This window comes from Rhizobium sp. 05N49, assembly GCF_056396805.1.
The window spans coordinates 450,941-473,732 of the sequence record NZ_JBFTME010000002.1 but is presented as its reverse complement, the minus strand read 5'-3'; the positions used below and the strand labels follow the sequence as shown (position 1 = coordinate 473,732).

Sequence of the window (22,792 nt, the reverse complement as noted above, 5' to 3'; positions counted from 1 at the left end):
CCTGATAGCCGCGTTTCATGACAGAAGTTTTCCGTTTCCGAAACTTGTACGAAAAGCCGCAGCACTCAGCACGGGATTATGCTCTGCTCACGCATCGGATTTGATTTTCAATGATAAATATGTTCGCCTGCCGAAAGGCGAAAGCATCAAGCGCCGGAGGAGATGATGGCCGAGGACGTCGAAAGCAGAGCCGTGGAGCTCGAGATCAGGGGCAAGAAACGCGTCTTCGATATCGATGATCCCGTGCTGCCCGACTGGGTGGACGAGCATGCGCTGGAATCCGGCGACTATCCCTACAAGAAGAAGCTCAAGGAAGACGAATATTTCGAGGAGCTGAGGAAGCTGCAGGTCGAGCTCGTGAAAGTGCAGTTCTGGCTGCAGGCGACCGGCAAACGGGTGATGGCGCTCTTCGAAGGGCGTGATGCGGCCGGCAAGGGCGGCGCGATCCAGGCGTCCTCGGCTCACATGAACCCGCGCCTTGCCCGCGTTGTGGCGCTCGCCAAGCCCACGGAGCGGGAACAGGGCCAGTGGTACTTCCAGCGCTATATCGCGCAGTTTCCGACCTCGGGCGAATTCGTGCTCTTCGACCGCTCCTGGTACAACCGTGCCGGCGTGGAGCCGGTCATGGGCTTCTGCACGCCGAAACAATACGAGGACTTTCTCAACCAGGCGCCACAGGTGGAGAAGGTCATTGCCCATGAAGGCATCTTCTTCTTCAAGTTCTATCTGGATATCGGCCGGGAAATGCAGATCAAACGGTTCCATGACCGGCGCCACGATCCGCTCGCGGTCTGGAAGCTTTCCTCGATGGATATAGCCGCCCTGACCAAATGGGACGACTACAGTGAGAAGCGCGACCGCATGTTGAAGGAAACCCACACCGAATTTGCGCCCTGGACCGTGATCCACGCCAACGACAAACGCCGGGCACGGCTCAACCTCCTGCGCCACATGCTGAAAACCATCGACTATGACAGCAAGGACAAGAACGCGATCGGCGCGATCGACGACAAGATCATCGGCTCCGGCCGAGGCTTCCTGAAATAGAGGTCGCTACAGCCTCGGACGCACGGCGTCCGGCAAACCCTGCCGCTTATTGACCAGGCAGGATCCGTACGGCGAAGAGATTGATGCCGCGAGCCTTGCCATCGACATCACTGTTGATCATGAGCCGGCCCGCGGAATTCGGGGCCAGTGAACGGTCGAAGCGCACCTGAAGCAGCGCGTCCGATTTTTCACGCGTGACGTTGAAGCGGTGGCGGGCGCAATTGCCGAGTGACTGGAAATCGCATTCGACGGTGATCTGCGTGGGGTCGTCCGTGGTGGACTGCAAGGTCAGCGCGATGGTCGAGGACTTGCCGGCGAGCTGCTGCAGGACATTGGCCGGGATGGTGATTGAGACGTTGCCATCCGTATTGCCGCTCTGGGACGTCAGGCGAACGGCCTGACCTTCCGTTTCGGTGACATTTTCCGTGCGGGCACGCGCACCGCTCTCGATCTTGTCAGCATCGGAGGGCTTGAAGACCTCGATCCAGTCTGCCGAGAAGCTGTTTTGCGGGTCGATCGTCACAGGCTGGTCGTCATGCGAGGGAGGGCTGTTGGCGGCACTATCCTCGCCATCGAAATCTTCCGGCTGGGTGCTGGCGGGCGGATTGGCGACGCTCGTGTCACGCTCGGCCGCCGTCAACAGCAGGCCGGAACTATAGGCCCACCAGGCACCGGTGCCGATGAAAGCGAGCAGCACGCACCAGACGAGCAGACGCGAGAAGAACTTGCGCGGCTTGCGGCGGACAGCTGCCCGCTCGGGGCGAAAATCCATGCCGCCGCGCTTTTCCGGCGCTGCGCGCATTTCGCCGCGCATCTCTCCGTGGGGTGCCGCCCCCAGCTGATCAACGCTGCTCGCGTGAACGTCATCCAGGCTCGCATCATCCGAGGCCCGGGAGGCGGCATGGTGGCCACGCGTTTCACCGGCGACGACCGGATCGTGATCTTCCTGCGCAGGATAAGCGGGCTCTGCCGCGTGATGGACGGGCTCGGGCATTTCTACGACAGGGGGAACCGGAACCTCCGGAGGCCCCTGCCGCGGGTGAAGGCGGGCGCGCTCTTCGCTCTCGATGGTGTGGATCGTCGTTTCGAGACGGTGGCGATGATGGGCAACCACATCGGCATCGGTGATATCCTGCTTGCGCAGGCCGGCTTCCAGCGCCTGACGCGCGGACTGATAGATGCGTGCACGAACTTCCGCACTGTCGCGGTCTGAATTATCCAACGCAGTTCTGATAGCCGTTTCTAGTCCGCTCACATCAGGCCCTTCACGTTTCCTGCCGGCATCGAGCTCAAAGATCACATGCCTGTCAAAATTCGGTAGCGGCAAGTGCGGCAAACCGCAAGCCTTGCAACCTTGCCGGAGCGCATCGGCGGGGGATAAGCGACGCCGCGCTGTGCTCCAAATCTCCACTAGATATTCTGAAACTAGACGGGATTACGGAAAAGAGCACGCGTTCCCTCTCTCGCTCTTTTCCTCAGGCACCGGCTCTGATAATCAATTGACGTTTTCGTAAACGTCAAAATCGGTGAAAGCATGGCTCTGCCCGCGATACTCAGAGATAATCTGCGACTGCCGGTCATCGGCTCTCCGCTTTTCATCATTTCCCATCCGGCGCTGACGCTGGCGCAATGCAAGGCAGGCGTGATCGGCGCCTTCCCGGCCTTGAACGCGCGGCCGGAAAGCCAGCTCGACGAGTGGCTGGCCATGATCACCGAAGATCTTGCCGATTATAATGCCAGGTATCCGGAGYGGCCAGCAGCCCCCTTCGCGGTCAACCAGATCGTCCATATGTCGAACAAGCGGCTGGAGCACGATCTGATGCTCTGCGTGAAATACAAGGTGCCAATCGTCATTTCCTCGCTGGGCGCCGTGCCGGAAGTGAATGCGGCGGTGCATTCCTATGGCGGCATCGTGCTGCACGACATCATCAACAACCGCCATGCCAATTCGGCGATCCGCAAGGGCGCGGACGGGCTGATCGCCGTTGCGGCAGGTGCCGGCGGACATGCGGGCACGCTTTCGCCCTTCGCGCTGGTGCAGGAAATCCGCGCATGGTTCGACGGCCCACTTCTGCTTGCCGGCTCGATTGCAACCGGCGGCGCCATTCTGGCCGCAGAGGCCATGGGTGCCGACATGGCCTATATCGGCACTCCCTTCATCGCCACCGAGGAGGCGCGCGCCTCCGATGGCTATAAACAGGCTATCGTCGAGGGCGCCGCCGCCGATATCGTCTACTCGAACTATTTCACCGGCGTACACGGCAACTACCTGAAACCCTCCATCCGCGCCGCCGGCCTCGACCCCGACAACCTGCCTGATGCCGATCCCTCGAAGATGGATTTCGAACAGGCAACGGGCGGCGCAAAGGCCTGGAAGGACATCTGGGGCAGCGGCCAGGGCATCGGCGCGATCAAGGCCGTAGAGCCGGTCGCAAAGCTGGTCGACCGGCTGGAAGCGGAATATCAGGCCGCCCGCACCCGGCTGGCGCTGTGAAGGGCGGGCCTTTCCACAGGCTTCAGCTTTTTTGCCCGGCGGCATAAGAGGGTGCTTGAAATCTCGCGATAATGCCTGTATCAGCCCCATGCAAATCGCGGGCGACAAGCTTCTCCCGCCGGATTGCCGCTTTAGCTCAGTCGGTAGAGCACATCATTCGTAATGATGGGGTCACGTGTTCGAGTCACGTAAGCGGCACCATTTCTCTTCCTCATTGAAATGACTATTCTTTCAAGGAATCACAAGGTTATAGGCTGCGCACCGGTACACAGGCGGGCCACAGCATGGCATACCCGAGAGGGAATGTCAGGGTCACTAGTCGTTTTGCGCTACACTGGTGTACATCTTCCGAACGGTATCCCAGATGACGATAGCGTTTTCGGAACCGTAGAAAGCTTGCTTGGGATTTATTCGGGGCGCCTAGGCGATGATCCTTTCGGAGTTCAATTGGGCAGGGTTTGTAAGGCGAAAGTTATAGACGAAATCTTGGAAGGAGGCGTTAGAGGGGCACATCCGAGTGAGTCGTAACCAGTGAACCTCTTCCGCAACTGGCCACCGCATAATGCTAGGTGTGGGGTCTACGGTCCATTATTTCGGTGTCGCTGCGCTTTATAAGCCGATACTTCCCTGCGACTTGGTAGCCGAAAGCCAAGACCAAAATTATTGAGCATTTCCAAGCGCGCCAATATCCTGAGGCGAACCGCAGTTTCTCCTTGGTGGGTCTCGAACTCATCAAGGTAAGATCCTATGCGTCCATTTCTCGCCTCATCATTTATGCGTCGAGACATAACATTGGCGACACGCGCTATTCGGTCGGCATCGATCAGTTCGCCGAAATCCGCGCTATCTTCGGTTAGCGGATCGCGGACCATCAACGAGACCGGCTGCCCGTATCGTGAAGCCAATGCTCCGACATATCGCTTTCTAAGAACTTGCGAGTCGGCGCGCCTTACTAAGTCAGTGAGGTGGCGAATAGCACCATCTTCCAGCAGATGCCGCGCGAGGAACGCGACCGCTTCGTCTCTCCAAGCTGTACTTAACAAGGCAAGTGCTATCCGGAGTGCCTCTCTTCGATCGCGCTCTACGAAGATACCCAGAACATGAAACACCGCCGCTCTGGCCCTCGAATTATGCGGCGTTAGGCGGGCGGGCTGACATAAAAAACCGAGAACCACGGATTTGTGTAGGAATTTTACAATAGTAGCCAAAGCGTGTCGTTTTACAAACGTATCTTCACTATTTAAATAAATATCAAATGCGGTTTCAAAATCGGCATTAAAGTTTCCATCACCATTAATGCTATCAAGCCATATTATCTGCTCCTGCCATGTCTTTCGATATATTGCACGAAATCTCTCATTTAGCGGCGACTCTTCAACAAAAACACCTGTCCCGGCTTTTTTATCAAAGATGGATCCCTCATATTCCGCATCGACAAGGACTGTAGTCTCATCCCAAATCGCATTAACGCCCGTCGCGCCCTTCAAGCTTGATCCTGTAAAGTCAAAGCTGCGCAGATCAGTGTGGCTAAAATCCACTCCATCGAGGTTTTTGAACCGGAAGTCCTGCCGAGGATCTAGGCCCGCTGAGGCTACCAGTGCCCCGAAATTGTCAGTATCCTCCGTCAAAACTGCAAGGATTGCACCACGTTTGTTCGCAAACTCTCCGTCAAGAAATACGTTAGTCCTCATACCGTCCTTCATAGCTCGCCAGCGTCAGTGCTTCCTCCGAGGATTCTGAGAGCGTCCCCAGATGCTTTGCCGCCAGTATTCCAAGTAGCTTTGTCTTGTTGATGGAGAGCTTCAATAGGCGGCGATCTTTCATAACCTCGACATCGACATCCTTAGGTTTAGCTTTGAGCGAAATTTGCACTGCCTTGAGATTTGGCCGAACGGTGTTTCGTACTAGGACACAAAGCCTCTCATCCGTCAGATAATATCCACGCAGCGGAGCCCCACCCTCGTTAGAAATCTTCCAGCGATCGCTTCCTATCGCTTCCACGGGAATATGTTCGAAGTCTAGTTCGCGCCGCTCTGTAAGCGAAGTGGGACGGGTCTCGTCATGGCTCTTGGATACCTTAGCCGATGCTTTAAGGCTGGCATCTACAGCCGCGAAATTGGCTTCTGCTACACCTTCGATCGCCGCTTCATTGGACACGACAGCGCTCACCATCTTTTCGAGCGTACGCTTCGAAGAAATGCGCTCACCCGCATTCCTCATGCCGTGTTTGGTAGAATGTTCCGTTTGCTGTCCATCAGCTGTAACGACTAGATATGCTTCACGTATGGAAACGCCCACACTGAAGTCATCGATGTCAATCTCGTCAGGTTGTAGCGAAAGTGTAACTTTCACCTCGGCACGCAAGCCACCTGGGTCCTCTACAACCTCTGCATAAAGCTCGGCGAGTTGCGAGACAGGATTGGCGTTTAGGCTGTGATACGGCACGGCTATCCCCAGAGTCGTTTATGGCCAAGAATGAACCACCAACCCCGGCAAGTACAGACGCGTCGCCGATACGAAGTTCGTTCGCAAAGAACCGCATGATTACACTCTTGTAAGGGCATAACATAAACAGAAGGACTTAGCTTGCCCTTACGAAAGTCTTGGGATACCCCTCGGCGTATGCTTGTTGATACCGGTGGTCGAGCGGTAATTTCAAGTCGAGGTTGTCACCATTGAAGGATTCTATCGCATGGACCTGACGATCGTTGAGACAGTGCTCGGCTTGGCGTCTACCGCGGTAGGTGTGACGAGCAAGGCCGCATCCACGGCGGACGCGATCAAGAACTTGTTTTCTTTAGAGAAGGCAGCGCCGGACAACGGCGAGGCCATGAAGCTGGTTAACGCGCTCGCTAGTGAGTTGACGACAGCAAATGTCATGAACGTCCAGCTCAGCGAGGCGTTGAAGCAGCTCAGCAACGAGCTGCGCAAAGAAGATCAGTTCGAGAAAGAAAAGGGGCGGTACGAGCTTTTTACCACTTCTCACGGCAATCTGGTCTACAAGCTGCGAGCCGTCGCAGCCGATGGACAACCGGAGCACTACATTTGCCCCGCGTGCCTTGCAAAAGATCGTCTGATTGTATTCATTCAGGGTAGCGGAGACTATAAAACCTGTCAGGTCAATCGCGATCACCTTTACCAATTCGGTAGCACGCCCGTCCGGCAGCCGAGACGTGATCAAAGTGGCCTTTGGTAAGAGCACACCGCCATGAACGCTGCCGACTGGATTGCCATATATGCTGCAATCGTCGCCACTGGTGCGCTCTCGCTCGAAGTGCGCCGCTGGTTTGAAAGCGGACCTAAAATCCACGTGCGAGCGAACGCCAATATGACGATGGTCGGCCTTGGGGGCATCGAGAAGGAGGGGCTTCTTCTTGTCAACGTGCTCAATAACGGTGATGCGCCGACCACAATCACCCACTTCTGCCTGCTGGAGTATCCCAATTTCTGGCGACGTTGGCGTGACAGAGCGAGCAAGTCCTTCATCGTTCCGCATCCGCAGCCTGAAGGTTATCCGCCGACAATTCTGCATGTCCTGAAAGTCGGAGAGCAATGGACCGGTATTGCCCATGATCGCGGCGATGTGACAGGTGACATCCAGACCGGCGTCATGTGGGCGGCGATCTACACGACAAACAGACGAAGACCATATCTCGCGCACATCAAGAAAAGAGTGCCAGACAAATTGAAAGACGCCAAGGAGATTTAGCTGCGCGCTCAGTGATTTTGCGGCGAGGAAGACGAGGGACACCGCCGCGTGGATGACGAAGCAGACGACGGAATTCTATTCTGATAGTTATTTGGGGCATATCAGGCGGTCGCCCTCGCGGATGATCTGCGCGTCGGCGGGCTCTTCCACAAAGATCGTGTCGGCCTCGCGCCGCAATGAAAGGCATCCCCGGTGGTGTCGTACGAACAATTCTAGAAGCTGGTCCGGTTCGGCCGTTTCCTGGAAGGGGACGCGGCGGGTAATCATGTCTTCAAGCGCGGGCGGCTCAAAGACCAGCCGGACACAATGCTGGTCGAAGATAGTCTTTCCGATCCACGCCTCCCAGCTCGGTCGCGCGCAGATACTCTGGAGCGCGGGCTTTATCTGTATTTCATAAAAAGGCGCTGTTGATGTCTCGTCGCTGATACTGGCTGTCAGGGGACGGTCTCTGAACCGGTCATACAGCTCCCAAAAGCCCCATGCCAGAGCACCGGTTATCGCTGCGACGATCAAGCCAAAAACGATTTCCTTGAGATATCTTTGCACCGTCGCCCACATTGTTCCGGGCCTTATTGCGGAGGGATCGCACCACGGGGGACAAACCAGCTGTCGTTAGTGCCCCTGCTCGAACGCACCTGGAGCCGCATCATAGGTGAATCGGAGTTGACCCGCCCTTCGCTTCCCGCTGGTGAGACGCTGCAGGTCACTTCCAGTTCCTTGTCCTTGATCGAAAGATAAACAGACTCCCGACCATTGGGATAATTCGGATCTCTTCCTATGATGACTTTGGGCTTCGGCGCGTCGGGGCTGGCAAATAGCGACAACGCGGTAAGGCAATTTCCAATGTCGGCGGCAGAATCCGCAAGTGCCTTCTTGAGCTGCCCGGAAATCTCGCTGATGTCGGGCTGAACGGCCGCGCGGGCGAGTGTGAGGCGGACGATGATTTCACTCACATCGCCGTTGCGCAGTTGCTGGAGTACTTCAGGGATGGGCGGAAGCGCCTCGGAAGCGCCGCCGGAACGCGGGCGCGCACCGATGGCGAAGACGCAGGTATGTTTGTCGGGGTCGGAAAAACTGCTGACATCCACATCCGAATAAACGACGGCCACCGCGTCGTCCTGAACCGTTTGCGGTTCGCAGCGATATGACGGATTGCCGGCATGGGCGACGCTCGCAGCGGCGCAAATTGCCGTGCCTGTCAGCACAGGAATCCACAGCTGTCTCATTGCAACCTCGAATTTTGGATAAACCCTAAATGCACTCTCGTATAAGTTTTCTCTAAAGTCCACAGTGGAACCGGCACGAGGCGTGGCAGCAGGTATCCGCTCGGATCATCAAAAACGGCGCGATTGGCTCCCGGAGGCGGTGGACGGGGTTAAAACGCATTTCCCAAGAGTCGCCGGAAACACCCTGTGTTTCGCCGTTTACAAGCCGGCATAACCTGTTTCCGATACCTTTCAGCAAACAAGCCCGTCCACCCCGTCCAGCGCAGGAAAACCATTACAAATCAATTTCTTAAGCCGGATGTCGTTACCCCATCCATACACCATCCACCTCTGTGAACCCCGTCCAGAATCTGCCGTTGATGGACGGGGTTCCAGGCGCGGACGGGGTTGCCGTGGACGGGGTTCGTCATACCCCTGGAAATAAAAAACCCGGCTCGGTGGCCGGGTTGTCCTGACGTCAGTGCGCGTCAGAAAATCGAACCGTAATCATAGGCCGGCTCACGCCTGTCGAGGCTCCATTCCTTCGCCTCCTCCGCATCGCCGCGAAGGTAAGCGGCCTTTTTGTCGCCGTCGGGAAAGCGAAGGCCGTTGTCCCTCTTCTCAAACCCAAGGCCGACCATCGCCGCACGCATATGGGCGTGATGAGCCTTCGTCAGCTTGTTGATGGTTTCCGGCCCGTCGAAGCCGACCAGCTTCCAGACATCCGTGGCCTTGATCTTCAGCGGACCTTCCGGAATGCGCTCGCGAAGGATCTCCAGCCACGGCCCGAAGTCACAAAGGCGGGAGTGTACTTTCTTGTTGGCCCCAATCCGGACGACGATGGTCAAACGTTCGTTTACATTGCCAAAGGTGTTCCAACACCGCGTTGTACAACGAGTTCAGGCCATATAGCGCCTTGGCACCCCGCCGAAACAGCCTAAGTCGGCGAAGGCCCTCGTGTCAAAAGGACCACGACGACTGCGAGCGACAGGAGCACTCCGAGTACATAGAATGTGTCGGAAAACGCCATGACGAAGGATTGTTGCTGAACGAGCGTGCCGAGCAAGATCTCGGCCTCGTGATGCGCATGACCGACATCGCCGGCGCCATGCGCCATAAAATACTGCTGCATGTTCGTCAGAAACTGCTCGACGTTGCTTCCATAGGGCGTGACCGACTGGCCGATGATGTTGGAATGGAATTGTTCACGTTTGGTGATGATCGTTGCCAGTGTGGCCGTTCCCACTGCGCCACCGAGGCTTCGCATCATGTTGAACAGCCCGGATGCCGCTCCTGATTGCTCTCTGGGGATCCCAACAGTTGCGATACCGATCAACGGTGCGATCACCACGGCCTGACCAATTGCACGCACGATGTTGGTAATCATGAACTGGGGACCACCGTCGTCGAAGCTCAGATGCGTGTTCAGAAAGCAGCTTGCTGCGAAGATAGCCAGCCCGACGGAGACGATGGCACGCCGATCGAAGTGTTTTTGCAGCAAAGGCACGAAGGGGATGATCAGAAGCTGGGGCAGGCCGGCCCAGGCCAGCACCAAGCCGGTTTGCTCGGCGTTGTAGCCTTGAACTCCGTTCAGGTACGCAGGCAGCACGTACACCGAGCCATAGAGAGCAAAGCCAACGATGATATTGGCGAGCGTACCCAATCCAAAATTTCGGTGCGCGAGCAGACGTAGTTGGACAGCAGGTTTCGCGACGACCAACTCGATAATGATGAAAATCGTCAGTGCAATGGCTGCCAGGATGGCCAAGTGCACTATGTAGGGTGACCCGAACCAATCGTCCTTGTTGCCTTCATCGAGCACTGTTTGCAGCGATGCCAAGCCAACCGCCATGAATGCGATGCCGAGCCAGTCGCCGTCGCGCAGCAATGCGAGGTTCATCTTGGATCGTTCCAGCGTCKGATAGAGCAAGCCAAACATCAACGCCCCGGGGATAAGATTGATGAAGAAGATATACTGCCATCCGTAGTTTTCGGTCAGGTAGCCGCCGATGGTCGGCCCGATTGCTGGTCCGAAGGTCGCAGTCAGCGCGAAAGCCGCTAACCCCGTCGGCTGCTGGCGCAGCGGGATCGTCGTCAACACGCGAGTGAAGGCCATCGGAATCATCACCCCGCCCGTGAGGCCCTGCAATCCACGGAACATGATCATTTCCGATAGGTTCGTGGCAAAGGCGCAGCAGATGGAAAACAACAGGAACAGGCCGAGATTGCCGAGCAAGGCGCGGCGGAAGGTGAAGACGCGGCTCAGATAGTCCGTCAGCGGGATCATGATGATTTCGCCGATCAGATAGGCGGTCGAGATCCAGGTGCCGTTGTCGGAACCGGTACCTATTCCGCCTTCGATCTGTGGAAGCGAGGAGTTGGTGATCTGAATGTCGAGGACGGCAATCAGCGCCCCCACCATACAGCCGCCAACCGCGATCCAAGTGCGCACGCTGGCGCCCGGCTCGCGCTCAACGCCGGATGTTTCCATGCCCGCCATCGCCGTAAACCTCCCAAGGATTACTTGCTTGCGTTCCCAGGAGGGTTGCCATTAGCGGCCGGTCCAACCTTGATTGTGGTCGTTACCGACATCCCCGGAAGCAGGCGACCGGCAAGTGGATCCGACTTGTCGATGGTGATCTTGACCGGAACACGCTGGACGATCTTGGTAAAGTTGCCGGTCGCGTTGTCGGGCGGCAGCAAGGCGAACTCCTGACCGCTTGCCGGCGCTAGGCTGTTAACGATGCCGCGCACGGTGATACCTGAAAATGTATCCACGTCGATCCTGACCGGTTGGCCTGGCTTGACGTTGGCGAGCTGAGTCTCCTTGTAATTGGCGACGACATAGGCCGCCTGGAGCGGCACTACGGCCAGCAACAGTTGACCAGGCTGGGCGTAGAGGCCAACCCGGACTGCCCGCGCGCCGACTACTCCGTCGACGGGTGCTCGCAGCACCGTGTATCCGAGATTGAGTTCGGCCTGAGCCAGCGCGGCACGATTGTGACCAAGAGTCGCTTTTGCTTCGGACTCTTGAGCATCGAGCGTAGCGATCTGCTTCTGCGCGGCGACCAGTGCAGCCTTGTCCTTGACTACGACGGCCTTCGCCGAATCGGCCTGCGACGATGCCTGTTGGGCCTCTTCCACTGTTGCCGAACCCGTTTTTGACAGGGTCATGAAGCGCTGGTTGTTCTGTTCAGCGAACACCTCCGATGCCTGATCGGTATTGATCGTCGCTTGCGCTTCATCGATCAGGGCCTTTTGTTCGCTGAGTTGGGCGGCAATACTGACGATGGCCGCTTCGGCCTCGGCGACATCCGCCTTGGCCTGATCGACAGCCGCCTGAAAGTCGCGCGGATCAATTGTCGCGAGAACGTCACCGGCTTTGACCGGCTGATTGTCATTGACAAGAAGCGTCTGGATATAGCCCGCCACCTGCGGCGCTATCGCGACCACGTCGGCCTGCACATATGCATCGTCCGTCGATTGTTCGAATTGCCACACCGTCCAGTATTTCCAGCCGCCATAGGCCGCTGCACCAAGCGCCACTATCCCTATCGTACCCAGCACCAGCATTCGCCATTTCGGCTTTCGCGTCGGCGGAACAGGTGTCCCTGTCTCCGCTTGATCGCTCTCATCTGAAGTTTTCAGGTTTGTGTTCGCAGGATGATTGGTGACATTCATGGTCATGGGGGCTCCTGCCCCTGAAGCGCCAACTGGCGGTTTGGGCTGCACCGGGATTTAGCGATTCCAGCAAAGTTAGGTTCAGCCAGCCGGCCGACCCGACCGGGGAAGGCAGTGATGCGATGGATGAAAATTATCCCGTTAGTGTGTGTTCCATAACCATACGTTGGTGTAGGATATGCCGTGCTTTCTGGTCACGACTTTGAGTTCGGGCTTGCGACGAAGGCCAACTGCAGCAGGTCGTTGATCTGGCTGTTTGGATGCCCGCTGGCCGTAAGCGGTGGGCCGCCCCCCACCGAGATCATCTGTAGATTTGCTACTCGCCGCATGAGTTGCACTCTGGTATCGCGGCACAGGCTGACATTTCGAGTTTCGCGAAAACCCCTGACGGCGATAATCCTACCGGCGGCGCAGCCGTTCAAGGCGGTGAGACGCGCCCCTCCCGACGGCCGTACCGGACCGGGAAACTTGCCATCCCTGACTCGTGTTCGACAGTGTGCAGGTGATTGCGCTGCCAGTCATGGTCGTTCCGCTGAGACCGATCAGAGGCAGAATGCGCGACGACGGCTGTTCATAACAAATGCGATGCAGTTCGACGCGATACAGCCGACGCAGGGCGACGTTCACTCTATCGCCGGCTCGCCGCACGGAAGGCAATATGGACCGGCCCGGCACGGCAGCCGTCGTCCGTGGAGGTCCTGAAGCGGGCTGAATCTATGGCCCATTCCGGAACAGGCGTTTTGAATCAAGGTTCCTGATCATGCTGAACTGCAGCACGTTATCAGCTTCGAGCTGGGCTGCCGGCGCGGGCCTTCCTATGAAATAGCCTTGAATCTGGTTGATCCCATACTGCTGCATCAGCCGCTGATGTTCGATGGTCTCGACGCCTTCAATCAGGATCTGCACGCCGCGATTACGCAGCAGGCTGATGATGTCGAGCAACATCCTCTTGCCTCTTTCCGTATTGCAGTCATGGAGGAAGGATCGATCGATCTTGACGGTGTCGAACTCTATGAGACGGAGCCACGAGAGACCTGCGAAGCCTGTGCCAAAATCGTCAAGCCAGACCTGAGCGCCGAGCTTTCTCAGGTCGCTGATGCAACGAACGACGTCCTGGTCGATTTCCAACTCCACGCCCTCGGTAATCTCGAAAGCAAGCCGGGCGCCCGTCACGCCGAATTCTGCCAGCGTTGCCGCCACATAGGTGGCGAAACCCGGCGTCTTGAGTTCGATCGGGGAAACGTTGACGCTCGCGACCTGCACGAGGTCGGCCGCCAGCAAGTCCCGGCAAACAGTGCGGATTGCCCACCGGCCGAGTTCGACGATTGAACCCGTTCTTTCGGCGACCGGGATGAATTTGACAGGCGGTACGGACGTTCCATCCAGCATGCTCAAACGCATCAAGGCCTCGACAGCGTCCGTCTTGCCCGTCTGGACGTTGCGGATCGGCTGGTACACGAGAGAGACAAGGCCGTGATCGAGCGCGATCTTCAGGGTCGCAGCTATATCCTCGCTGTCATCGCTGCTCTCGGGATCTTCGGGATCGAAGACCACCAGGGTGTTGCGGCCCGCAGCCTTGGCGGCGTAAAGCGCGCGATCCGCTTCGTGAATGACCTTCTCGACCTGCTTGCTCTCGTCCCGCGTACAGGACACGCCAACACTCACCGTGATGACAGTGGTCCCGTCCCGCCTGTGTTCGTGTGGCCAGGCCAAGGCCCTAACGGCAGCACACATCGCTTCTGCAAGCTCGACCATTCGTTCTGGATTCGGCATCGGTGTGATGACGATGAATTCCTCACCGCCGTATCGCCCGATGATCGAACCCCAGGACTCGGCCACGCTTCGAAGAAGCTCGGAGACAGCGATGAGACAGCGGTCACCTTCCTGATGGCCGTAGCAGTCGTTATAGCGTTTGAAATAATCCACATCGATCAGGAGGACGGCAAATGGCGCGCTGTCGTCCTGCCATCGTTGCCAATGATCACGCAGACGTTGATCGACGGCCCGCCGATTTTCGAGGCCGGTCAGCGAGTCGGTGTTCGAGAGATGCAAGAGAGCCTTGCCTCTTTCGTCCGCGGCAGCTTGCTGCAAACTGGCTTCAAGAGCATTCAGGAAGACTTTGTAGCGCTCCCTATTGAGCTGAAGATTCACGTAGGACGTGAAAACAAAGCAGGAAAAACAGAACGCGCCGAGAATGAGCTTGTGCAGCAGCAACATCGGCGCAAACAGATAGAGGGCGCCAGTGAAGATGAGCACGTTCGTTGCGGAGGCGGCAAGAGCAACCGGAAACCGGAAACTGAAGAACAGATTGACGCTCATCATGAAGATCGCGCCAAACACCATATAATAGGAGAACGCATCCCTGACCGCAGTCATCTGGCCAGTGAGAAGCCAGACGAGATAGGCTGCGAGCACCGACAACGCCGCGGCCATGTCAACCGTATCGGCTTTTGCCTTGCGATAGAGCAGGAATTCCAGCACGCATAGTGCGGCGATGCCGACCACGAGCCGGCCGGCGACCGTGTACTGGACGACATCGCCGATAAAAAGATAGTCCGTGAAGGAGTATGCAAGGTAGGCAGCGACCGCTGTCCAGAGGCCTTTGCGCGTCGCGTTCTTTCGGCTGCTCTCGCTATTCTGCTTGTATAGGCAACGCAACTGTTCTGGCGACAGCGTCGGCCGCACGGTAGCAGCTGCGGTCTCGGCTAACACGTGCATCATGCCCCTGCCACCCAACATCTTGCAGCAGTTGCCCTTCRCAGACTGCCAGTGACGCTGGATAGCCGCAGGCAGACTCCACATCAACCGATAATGCCCAAAGGGGTCCCGAAGCGGGCGGGCTATCGCTCGGTTTCACTAATATTTTCTAAAGTCAGACGTGCATTTGCCCCGCAGTCCAACCTTAACGCTTGACCTCCGTGTAAATGATGAGGATTTTACGCAATGTTTTAAATTCTTGTTTACCAGTGAGGTTTCCGTGGCTCAGCCGCTCTTTTCTCTTGATGGCCAAAGCTTGATTACGCCGCAGTCCTTCAGCAATACGCTTCCCTTACCGAGCCGAGATAACGAGACAGACCATCTGCGAACTGCGGAGGCAGAGTTTGCGATCGTCATCAACATTGCCATGCAACGGTTCTCCGCGGGCGGGAACCTGCCTGATGCCGTCAGGTGGTTGATCGGCCAGCTCCATGAGGTCCGTCATAAATTCGGCGCTGCCGTGTGGCAGAAGCTCATCCCGATCATTCAGGCCCATCCCTCGGCAAAGATCCTCCAGCAATGCCCGTTCACCCGCTGGTCTTTTGACAAACCTCGCGGCTATTCTGGCGATGCCAGTCTCATAGACTTCATTTATGGGCATCCGGCGGTGGCCGAAGAAGTGGCCAGATCCACCCGTCTGGGCCTCGATATCTTCGACTACACGATAAATGCCCCCGGCCCGGTCGCCGTCAGGGAACGTCGCGACATCCTGACCCGCTATGTCGACGAGAGCGCTGCGCGAACAGGTCCGGATACCGAGGTGCTGGCCGTAGCTGCCGGTCACCTGCGGGAAGCGGAGGCATCGAAGGCCCTTGCGGAAGGCCGCCTGAAACGCTGGGTAGCCCTTGATCAGGATCCGGAAAGCATCGGTTCCGTCTCGAGCCAATTCCATGGAACGTCCGTCGAGCCCATCAATGGATCCGTGCGCGGCTTGCTTGCACGAAAGCACCGGATCGGCACGTTCGATCTGATCTACGCGGCAGGATTATACGATTATCTCACGGACAAGGTGGCAATTCGGCTCACGCAGATCTGCATGGAAATGCTGAAGCCCGGCGGCGTCTTCCTGTTTGCCAACTTTTCCAACGAGATGGCCGATGACGGCTACATGGAATCCTACATGAACTGGGAGCTTCTCCAGCGCTCCGAAGCCGACATGTGGCGTATTTCCCATCGCAGTGCGCCGGGAGACACTGACAAGACGGTCTGGTTCGGTGCCAATCGCAACATCATCTACGCTACCATCAGGAAGCAGTCGTAGGTTCCGATGGGTCGGGCGCGTCACAAAATCCGGGACATGTTCACTGCCGCTGCAGATCGATGCGGCTCGTCACCACCGATCGGCCCGAGGCAAGGTCGCGATCGACGGTCTGCAGGCGAAGCCCGTTCTGGCCCACCTTCTCGATCATCATGTTTGCGCTCCGATCGCCGTTGGTGACGCGCGCCCAGGTGACATTGAAATTGAGAGCATCGCCTTTCCTGCTGCCGACAAGCCTGGAGGGCTGGCCCGATGGGCCCGTATAGTTGCCGGTATAACGTTGACCGACAGCCTTTACATTTGCCGAGAAGCTTCTTGTGACGACGGCGAGACCACGGCAGTTGCCGTTCATGGCCACTGTCGTGGCGCTGGCGTCGGATTTCAGATTGCAGGACACGTTGACCTTCATGCCGCCGATCCTGGTCAGGACCATGCCGCTTCCACTCCAGTTACCCTCGAGCGAATTGAGGAAATCCGCCTCGGACGCGTTTGCGCCGGCGGCAAGGCCGGTGAGCGAAAGAAATGCTGCGCATAGAAGAGGACGCATCGGAGCACCCGGGAGTTTTCCTCAGCCGAAAACAGTCAAGGCGAGAAATAGTTCCGTTCTGCTGCCGAACTTGCGTTCTTATTCATGCCAGTGATCCGCCACCCATGGCGTCGGGAGAATATAGTGGCGCAGGTAGCGGAACGGTTTCTTGTTGCCGCGCTTTCCGGCGTCGAAGACGCCCCTGATATGATCGAGCCTCGTTTCGGCCCGGCCTTTCGGGCCGAATTTCCCGTCGATGGCATTCTGCGGGTGGAAGCCGCGCGGGAAGAGGACGACGCGGGCACTGGAGGGCAAGCGCGGCGTCAGGAAATAGTTCAGCGGAAAGGCCCAGTGGCAATCCTGCCGGAAATGCAAGACCCAGCTCCGCGGGAAGAACTTCACGCCACCCGGCGCATTGCGGGTGACGAAGCGCTGTTCATACTGATATTCATCGGCCACTTTCTGCGGGTTGGCCCTGAACTCCTCCTGCAGCGGCAGGAGCTTGCCGACCGGGAAGCGAAAAAGCGAACTCTGGCCGAGCTTTTCGAAAGGCGTCGTCTGGTTGCGGGCCATGACGACATCCTCAGGCGCTCCAACCTCGAAAAACGCATCGAGGGAGGCGACGATCACCAGGTCGAGGTCCAGATAGAGGACCGGCCCGCTCAGGCTCCCAAGCTTCGATCCCCAAAGCCTTGCCTTCGGCCAGATGCCTCTCGTRTTAACAGGCATTTCGACATCCAGAGGCGGCAGGTCCTCACACAGGATGCCGGAATGGAGGTCGTCCCGGCAGTCGGTGAAACAGGTAAAGGTGAAGGGCGGCGTTATGTTGCGTTTCACCATCGCAAAGAGACGGTTGATGAAGGTCGGCCCGTATCTCGTGCCCCAATTGATGCAAATTACCTGTCTAACCCCGCCGCTCGCAGCCAAAACATGCGTCATCATAGCTCGCCATTTCCCTGCCCGGATCCGAACCCCTCGCATCCGATGGAGCGGTTCGCAGGCCTGCATCAGATTTTCAGTTGGGAATAACCTGGCGGAAATGCAATCCTGACATCCGAGAGCCCTGGCCTGCCAGACCTCGTGTTTCGGCGGAAACCCACCGAAACCTGCTTTGTAAAATGCCTTGTATTTGAATTTTGCCGGGGTCGGAAGCGGTTTAAAGCGTCGACACAAAAGAAAGCATATCACTTGCGCTTTACCTGCTATCAGCGGGAGCATAAAAGACTGCCGACACTCCGCGTTGCACTTGCCCCGCCAAGCCGAGAGCAGTTTTCTCGCCACGGAGAAAGCTCCGAAAGGTTCATCATGTCCGCCACCGCTCAGCAATCCAACCGCACGCTCGTGGTTGCCACGATCATGCTCGCAACCTTCATGGTGGCGATCGAGGCCACCATCGTGGCGACCGCCATGCCGCGGATCGTCGGCCAGCTCGGCGGCTTCACCTATTACAGCTGGGTCTTTTCAGCATTCCTGCTGGCGCAGTCGACGACCACCGTCATCTACGGCAAGCTTTCGGATATTTTCGGCCGCAAGCCGGTCTTGATCGGCGGCATCATCGTCTTCCTCATCGGCTCGCTCTTCTGCGGACTTGCGTGGTCGATGGCCTCGCTGATCGTCTTCCGCCTGGTGCAGGGGCTGGGTGCCGGCGCGATCCAGCCGGTGACGATGACAATCATCGGCGACCTCTTCAAGCTGGAGGAACGCGGCAAGGTGCAGGGCGTGATGGCGACGGTCTGGGCGACTTCGGCCGTCGTCGGGCCGCTCGCCGGCGGCATCATCGTCGATACGATCTCCTGGGCCTGGATCTTCTGGATCAACCTGCCGATCGGCATCTTCTCGATCATCGCCTTTCTGCTCTTCCTCAAGGAGGACGTGGCGCACAAGGATGCGAAGATCGACTATCTCGGCGCCATCCTGTTTTCGATCGCCATCATCGCGTTTTTGACGATCCTGACAGAGACGGATGCGCCGGCCTGGGTGCTCATTTCACTTGCCGCCGTTTTCGTCGTGACCGGTATCCTATTCGTGCTGCAGGAGAAGCGTACGCCGGAACCGATCATTTCCATCGCGCTCTGGAGCCGGCGGCTCGTGGCGACCAGCAATGCCTGCATGCTGCTTGCCGGCATGGCGCTGATCGGCCTTTCGACGATCCTGCCGATGTATGTGCAGGGCGTGCTCGGCCGCTCGCCGATCGTTGCCGGCTTCACGCTCACCATGCTCGTCGTCGGCTGGCCGCTTTCCGTGATGCTTTCCAGCCGGTTCTTCAGGGCATTCGGCATCCGCAATACGTTGCGGGTCGGCAGCTTCATGTTTCCCTTCGGGGCCTTCTTCCTGCTGTTCCTGACGCCGGAAAGCCATCCGGCCGTTGCGGGCGCCGGCTCCTTCTTCATGGGCTTCGGCATGGGGCTCATCAACCTCACCAGCATCGCTTTGGTGCAGGACAGCGTGGAGTGGTCGATGCGAGGCAGCGCCACCGCCTCGATCATCTTTGCCCGCAGCCTCGGCAATACGCTGGGTGCCACCGTACTCGGCGCCATCCTCAATGCCGGTATCAACCACTATGCGAAGGGGAATGCGGCCAACAGCCTGCGTGAGGCGCTGAACCAGCCGACCGGGCTCTCCGAACTCGCCGCCGATCCGGCAGTGCGCGGCATTTTCGATGCGGCACTACACTGGAGCTTCTGGGGCGTCGTCGTGGTGGCGGTGCTGACCTTTGCGACCACCTGGCTGATCCCGATCGGGCGCGGTGTGAAGGCCGGGGGCGCGGGGAGTGCTGCGAGCGAAGCGGCGTCGCATTAGACCTGATCTTTTTCCCGAAGTGCAAAAATGCAATAACAAAGGAGTGACGCTCGCCCGGGTCATTTACAACAGCTCATTCGTTGGATAAGGCGAATTAGAGCATCAATAAAACCGGGAGCTGAAATACTAATGGTTGTTTCGGGATTTTTCAGACAAAGTCATATTCAAATTTTTATGCTCTCTACGATGTTAGGTCTGTCAGGATGCGTCACAAATAATAATGGCGTTCAGAATTCTGAGGATCATAGTCGAGCTCTAAGTGGAGAGCGGACAAAAATGGGCCAGTCTTACATGCTGAATCCAGACTGCAGCCCAAGAACAATGCCTAATGTAAAACTAATTCAAGCCCCGGAGCACGGATCCGTCGAATTCGTGAAAGAAAATATTTTCGCTAACTATAAGAATGCCCCTCAAAGCAGATGCAATTCCAGGAAATCTCCCGGAGTATCCGAATACTATACTTCAAAGAGCGGCTATTCTGGAAAAGATATGTATAAAGTGAGAGTGTCCTATGGGGAGGGAACGATCAAGGACGTAACCGTCAACATCAATGTGATCAAGAATTAAAGAGGCCTGAGCATCGGCGATCCCGTAAGTCGTAGCGCCACTCGTCACTTCACGCAGTCTCGGCCGCCTGCGGAATGGACTGCAGCAGCGTCTGGCGGGCCGAGCGAAGGTGGATGCGACAGGCAGCCTGGATCCTCTCCTGATCCCGTGCTTCGAGTGCTGCGATATAATCGAGATGTTCGTGGATCGCGCGCTCGTTGCGTTCGCGGGCGGCGGTCTTGTTCCACTGATAGTGATAGTGAAAGATGATGGCGATCGCGTCATAGAAATCGGCGATGAAACGGTTCTTCGAGGCGCGGTGGATCAAGAGGTGGAAGCGCTCGTCGAGGACCGAGAATTCCTTGAAGCGGTTGTTGATGTCCGAGAGCATGGAGAGGTGCTCTTCCTTGATAGTCGCAAGAGCAGCCCAGGCCTGATGGTCGGCAGGAAGCTTGCCGAACTCGGCGGCCGAATGCAGCTCGAACATTTCGCGCACATCGGCAAGTTCCAGCGCAAATTCACGGGTAAAGCCCTTCAGCGTCCAATGGCTGTTCGGCCGTTTTTCGATCAGCCCGAAGCGCGAGAAGCGGATCAGGAATTCGCGCACGCTGGTCGTGCCGGTGCCGATCTCGCGGGCAAGCTCCAGCTCGTTGATCTGCATGCCGGGGGCGGCCTCATCGGAGAGAATGCGCTGCATGAAGCTGCGCTCGATGATGTCGTGCAGCGAATCCGTTTCCTCCGAGGGGAAGAAGTCGCGGTCGACAGGTTGGCGCAGCACGATCTTCTGGCGCTTGTTCCAGCGGATGATGCCCTCATCGCTGAGGCGGGTCAGGATGGCGCGCGCCGTACTGCGGCTGACGCCGAGCTGGGCGGCGATTTCCGGCTCCGAAGGCAACGCCGTGTCCATGCGCAATGCTGCCGCATATCGGTTATAGGCTTCCTTGAAGACTGTATTCTGCCGTGCCATCAGACCCCGCTTTCCGCTCAAACCCGACGGCTCTGGCGACACGGCGATGATGCCCGCCGCCAAGAACGGGCACAGCCGGACCAGGAGCCTCTTCAGGCGACCTTTATCTTATTTTCGGTCGCATGCGGCTGTTTGCCTCCCTCATCCACAGGATCAATATTCCCGTTGACTTGAAAATGTTTATTGTAGATAAAAAACAAAATCAATGCGCATTCGTCGATGTAACGGGCGCAGAAGCGAACGTTTCGTCAGGGAGATGAAATTGGACAGACAGCCTTGGATCATCCTGTCGGCCGGAGACAATGTCGCGGTCGCAACGGCCCCGATTGCCGAAGGAGCGACCGTTGCCGGCGTTACGACGCGCCAGAAGATCGACCCCGGCCACAAGGTCGCCATATCGGACATTCCGATCGGCACAGCGGTCGTGAAATACGGCCAGGCGATCGGCCGCACCACGGCTGATGTGAAAGCCGGCGACCACGTTCACAGCCACAATCTGCATTTCGAAAACGACCGCCTTGCGGCGACCGCCAATTCGGCGCCTGAAGAAGCAAGTGCAGAGGACAGAGCGCGGACCTTCATGGGCTACCGCCGCGCAGACGGCCGGGCGGCGACGCGCAATTATATCGGCATCATTGCCAGTGTGAACTGTTCCACCACGGTCTGCCGCGCGATTGCCGACGAGGCCAACCGCACCATCCTGCCGCACTATGACGGCATCGACGGCTTCGTGCCGATCGTCCACGACCAGGGCTGCGGCATGAGCTCGACCGGTGATGGCATGAACGTGCTGCACCGGACGCTTGCCGGCTATACGCGCCATGTGAATTTTGGCGGCGTGCTGATGATCGGCCTCGGCTGCGAGGTCAACCAGCTCACCCTTTACGGCCAGAGTGGCGCGGGCGCCTCCAAGCGGCATTTCAACATTCAGGACGCAGGCGGGTCCCGCCGCGCGGTCGAGCGCGCCATGGGCGTGCTGCGCGAAATCGCCGCCGATGTCGGCCGTGAGAAACGCGTGCCGATGTCGATCGGCGAGATCATCATCGGTCTGCAATGCGGTGGCTCGGACGGTTTTTCGGGCATCACCGCCAATCCGGCGCTTGGTGTTGCTGCCGACCTCCTGGCGGCTGCCGGCGGTACGGCGATCCTTTCGGAAACCTCCGAGATCTACGGTGCCGAGCATTTGCTGCGCAGCCGCGCCGTCAGCGACGATGTCGCTAAAAAGCTCGATGAGAAGATTGCCTGGTGGGAAGACTATGTCGCCCTCCACGGTGCCTCGCTCGACAACAATCCGTCTCCGGGCAACAAGCGCGGCGGCCTGACGACCATTCTCGAAAAGTCGCTCGGCGCCGTCGCCAAGGGCGGCCGCTCGCCGCTGACCGCCGTCTATGGTTATGCCGAGCGCGTCACCGCCCCCGGCCTCGTCTTCATGGACACGCCCGGCTACGATCCGGTTTCAGCCACCGGCCAGGTTGCCGGCGGCGCGAACATGATCGCGTTCACGACCGGTCGCGGCAGCTGCTTCGGCTGTCGTCCCGCGCCCTCGCTGAAGCTCGCCAGCAATTCCGCGCTCTATACCTCGATGGAAGAGGATATGGATATCGACTGCGGCTCGATCGTTACAGGTGACGCGACGATCAGCGGCAAAGGCCGCGAGATCTTTGAACTGATCGTCGATACGGCCTCCGGCAAGAAGACGAAAAGTGAGATTTTCGGCTACGGCGACAACGAATTCGTCCCGTGGCATCTCGGAGCCACGCTCTGAATAATATTTATTGAATTTCAGGTCTTCACGAGGAGGAA

The 22,792-nt window shown here is 57.9% G+C and carries 19 protein-coding genes and 1 tRNA gene; 8 read left to right on the top strand and 12 right to left on the bottom strand.

Translation table 11 applies throughout. The features are described 5' to 3' along the window. Window positions 1–165 precede the first annotated feature (165 nt). A complete protein-coding gene (ppk2, locus tag AC1DF8_RS06550; RefSeq protein ID WP_113211348.1) occupies window positions 166–1,047 on the top strand; it encodes a polyphosphate kinase 2 in 882 nt (293 codons plus the stop codon). 46 nt (window positions 1,048–1,093) lie between these two features. Here the strand turns inward: ppk2 and AC1DF8_RS06545 are convergent, their stop codons facing one another. After that, on the bottom strand, window positions 1,094–2,302 hold the full coding sequence (locus AC1DF8_RS06545) for a regulator (RefSeq protein WP_477995371.1): 1,209 nt from the start codon (window positions 2,300–2,302) through the stop codon (window positions 1,094–1,096). Window positions 2,303–2,581: 279 nt separating this feature from the next. On the opposite strand from AC1DF8_RS06545, the gene AC1DF8_RS06540 reads away from it, so the two are divergent. Further along, on the top strand, window positions 2,582–3,541 hold the full coding sequence (locus AC1DF8_RS06540) for an NAD(P)H-dependent flavin oxidoreductase (protein WP_477995369.1): 960 nt from the start codon (window positions 2,582–2,584) through the stop codon (window positions 3,539–3,541). A gap of 125 nt (window positions 3,542–3,666) precedes the next feature. Further along, window positions 3,667–3,742 (top strand) — tRNA-Thr (locus AC1DF8_RS06535). 377 nt (window positions 3,743–4,119) lie between these two features. Here AC1DF8_RS06535 and AC1DF8_RS06530 read toward each other — a convergent pair. Beyond that, the gene (locus AC1DF8_RS06530; protein ID WP_477995367.1) at window positions 4,120–5,232 is read right to left on the bottom strand and encodes a hypothetical protein; all 1,113 of its coding nucleotides are present in this window, start codon (window positions 5,230–5,232) and stop codon (window positions 4,120–4,122) included. Beyond that, window positions 5,222–5,986: a hypothetical protein gene (locus AC1DF8_RS06525; RefSeq protein WP_477995365.1), complete on the bottom strand. Its 765-nt coding sequence runs from the start codon at window positions 5,984–5,986 to the stop codon at window positions 5,222–5,224. Before AC1DF8_RS06525 ends, AC1DF8_RS06530 begins: the two co-directional genes overlap by 11 nt. 247 nt (window positions 5,987–6,233) lie before the next feature. On the opposite strand from AC1DF8_RS06525, the gene AC1DF8_RS06520 reads away from it, so the two are divergent. Next, window positions 6,234–6,737, top strand: a complete 504-nt coding sequence (locus tag AC1DF8_RS06520) for a hypothetical protein (RefSeq protein ID WP_477995363.1) — start codon at window positions 6,234–6,236, stop codon at window positions 6,735–6,737. A gap of 12 nt (window positions 6,738–6,749) precedes the next feature. Further along, on the top strand, window positions 6,750–7,250 hold the full coding sequence (locus tag AC1DF8_RS06515; protein ID WP_477995362.1) for a hypothetical protein: 501 nt from the start codon (window positions 6,750–6,752) through the stop codon (window positions 7,248–7,250). Window positions 7,251–7,337: 87 nt separating this feature from the next. Here the strand turns inward: AC1DF8_RS06515 and AC1DF8_RS06510 are convergent, their stop codons facing one another. The 6 genes from AC1DF8_RS06510 to AC1DF8_RS06485 all read right to left on the bottom strand — a co-directional run bounded on the left by AC1DF8_RS06510 (window position 7,338) and on the right by AC1DF8_RS06485 (window position 14,854). Continuing rightward, a complete protein-coding gene (locus AC1DF8_RS06510; RefSeq protein WP_477995360.1) occupies window positions 7,338–7,808 on the bottom strand; it encodes a hypothetical protein in 471 nt (156 codons plus the stop codon). Window positions 7,809–7,819: 11 nt separating this feature from the next. Continuing rightward, a complete protein-coding gene (locus AC1DF8_RS06505; RefSeq protein ID WP_477995358.1) occupies window positions 7,820–8,476 on the bottom strand; it encodes a hypothetical protein in 657 nt (218 codons plus the stop codon). 467 nt (window positions 8,477–8,943) lie between these two features. Further along, the gene (locus AC1DF8_RS06500) at window positions 8,944–9,303 is read right to left on the bottom strand and encodes an SGNH/GDSL hydrolase family protein (RefSeq protein WP_477995356.1); all 360 of its coding nucleotides are present in this window, start codon (window positions 9,301–9,303) and stop codon (window positions 8,944–8,946) included. An 89-nt stretch (window positions 9,304–9,392) separates the two neighbouring features. Continuing rightward, on the bottom strand, window positions 9,393–10,955 hold the full coding sequence (locus AC1DF8_RS06495; RefSeq protein WP_477995354.1) for a DHA2 family efflux MFS transporter permease subunit: 1,563 nt from the start codon (window positions 10,953–10,955) through the stop codon (window positions 9,393–9,395). Between the two features lie 20 nt (window positions 10,956–10,975). Then, window positions 10,976–12,142: an HlyD family secretion protein gene (locus AC1DF8_RS06490; protein WP_477995352.1), complete on the bottom strand. Its 1,167-nt coding sequence runs from the start codon at window positions 12,140–12,142 to the stop codon at window positions 10,976–10,978. A 708-nt stretch (window positions 12,143–12,850) separates the two neighbouring features. Next, window positions 12,851–14,854, bottom strand: coding sequence for a putative bifunctional diguanylate cyclase/phosphodiesterase (locus AC1DF8_RS06485; RefSeq protein ID WP_477995495.1), 2,004 nt, complete (start codon window positions 14,852–14,854; stop codon window positions 12,851–12,853). A 259-nt stretch (window positions 14,855–15,113) separates the two neighbouring features. Between AC1DF8_RS06485 and AC1DF8_RS06480 the strand changes: the two genes are divergently transcribed. After that, entirely contained in the window at window positions 15,114–16,154 is a 1,041-nt protein-coding gene (locus AC1DF8_RS06480; protein ID WP_477995493.1) for a class I SAM-dependent methyltransferase, read from the top strand. Window positions 16,155–16,194: 40 nt separating this feature from the next. Here the strand turns inward: AC1DF8_RS06480 and AC1DF8_RS06475 are convergent, their stop codons facing one another. Both AC1DF8_RS06475 and AC1DF8_RS06470 read right to left on the bottom strand, forming a co-directional pair. Continuing rightward, window positions 16,195–16,698, bottom strand: a complete 504-nt coding sequence (locus AC1DF8_RS06475; RefSeq protein WP_112541735.1) for a hypothetical protein — start codon at window positions 16,696–16,698, stop codon at window positions 16,195–16,197. 78 nt (window positions 16,699–16,776) lie between these two features. Further along, window positions 16,777–17,619: a glycosyl transferase gene (locus tag AC1DF8_RS06470; RefSeq protein WP_112969941.1), complete on the bottom strand. Its 843-nt coding sequence runs from the start codon at window positions 17,617–17,619 to the stop codon at window positions 16,777–16,779. Between the two features lie 363 nt (window positions 17,620–17,982). On the opposite strand from AC1DF8_RS06470, the gene AC1DF8_RS06465 reads away from it, so the two are divergent. Beyond that, complete coding sequence (locus AC1DF8_RS06465; RefSeq protein WP_477995350.1) at window positions 17,983–19,476, top strand: MDR family MFS transporter; 1,494 nt, start codon at window positions 17,983–17,985, stop codon at window positions 19,474–19,476. 616 nt (window positions 19,477–20,092) lie between these two features. Here AC1DF8_RS06465 and AC1DF8_RS06460 read toward each other — a convergent pair. Next, the gene (locus AC1DF8_RS06460) at window positions 20,093–20,989 is read right to left on the bottom strand and encodes a GntR family transcriptional regulator (protein WP_477995348.1); all 897 of its coding nucleotides are present in this window, start codon (window positions 20,987–20,989) and stop codon (window positions 20,093–20,095) included. Between the two features lie 262 nt (window positions 20,990–21,251). Here AC1DF8_RS06460 and AC1DF8_RS06455 point away from each other — a divergent pair, with 262 nt between their 5' ends. Next, window positions 21,252–22,754, top strand: coding sequence for a UxaA family hydrolase (locus tag AC1DF8_RS06455; protein WP_112541991.1), 1,503 nt, complete (start codon window positions 21,252–21,254; stop codon window positions 22,752–22,754). Window positions 22,755–22,792: the final 38 nt, after the last annotated feature.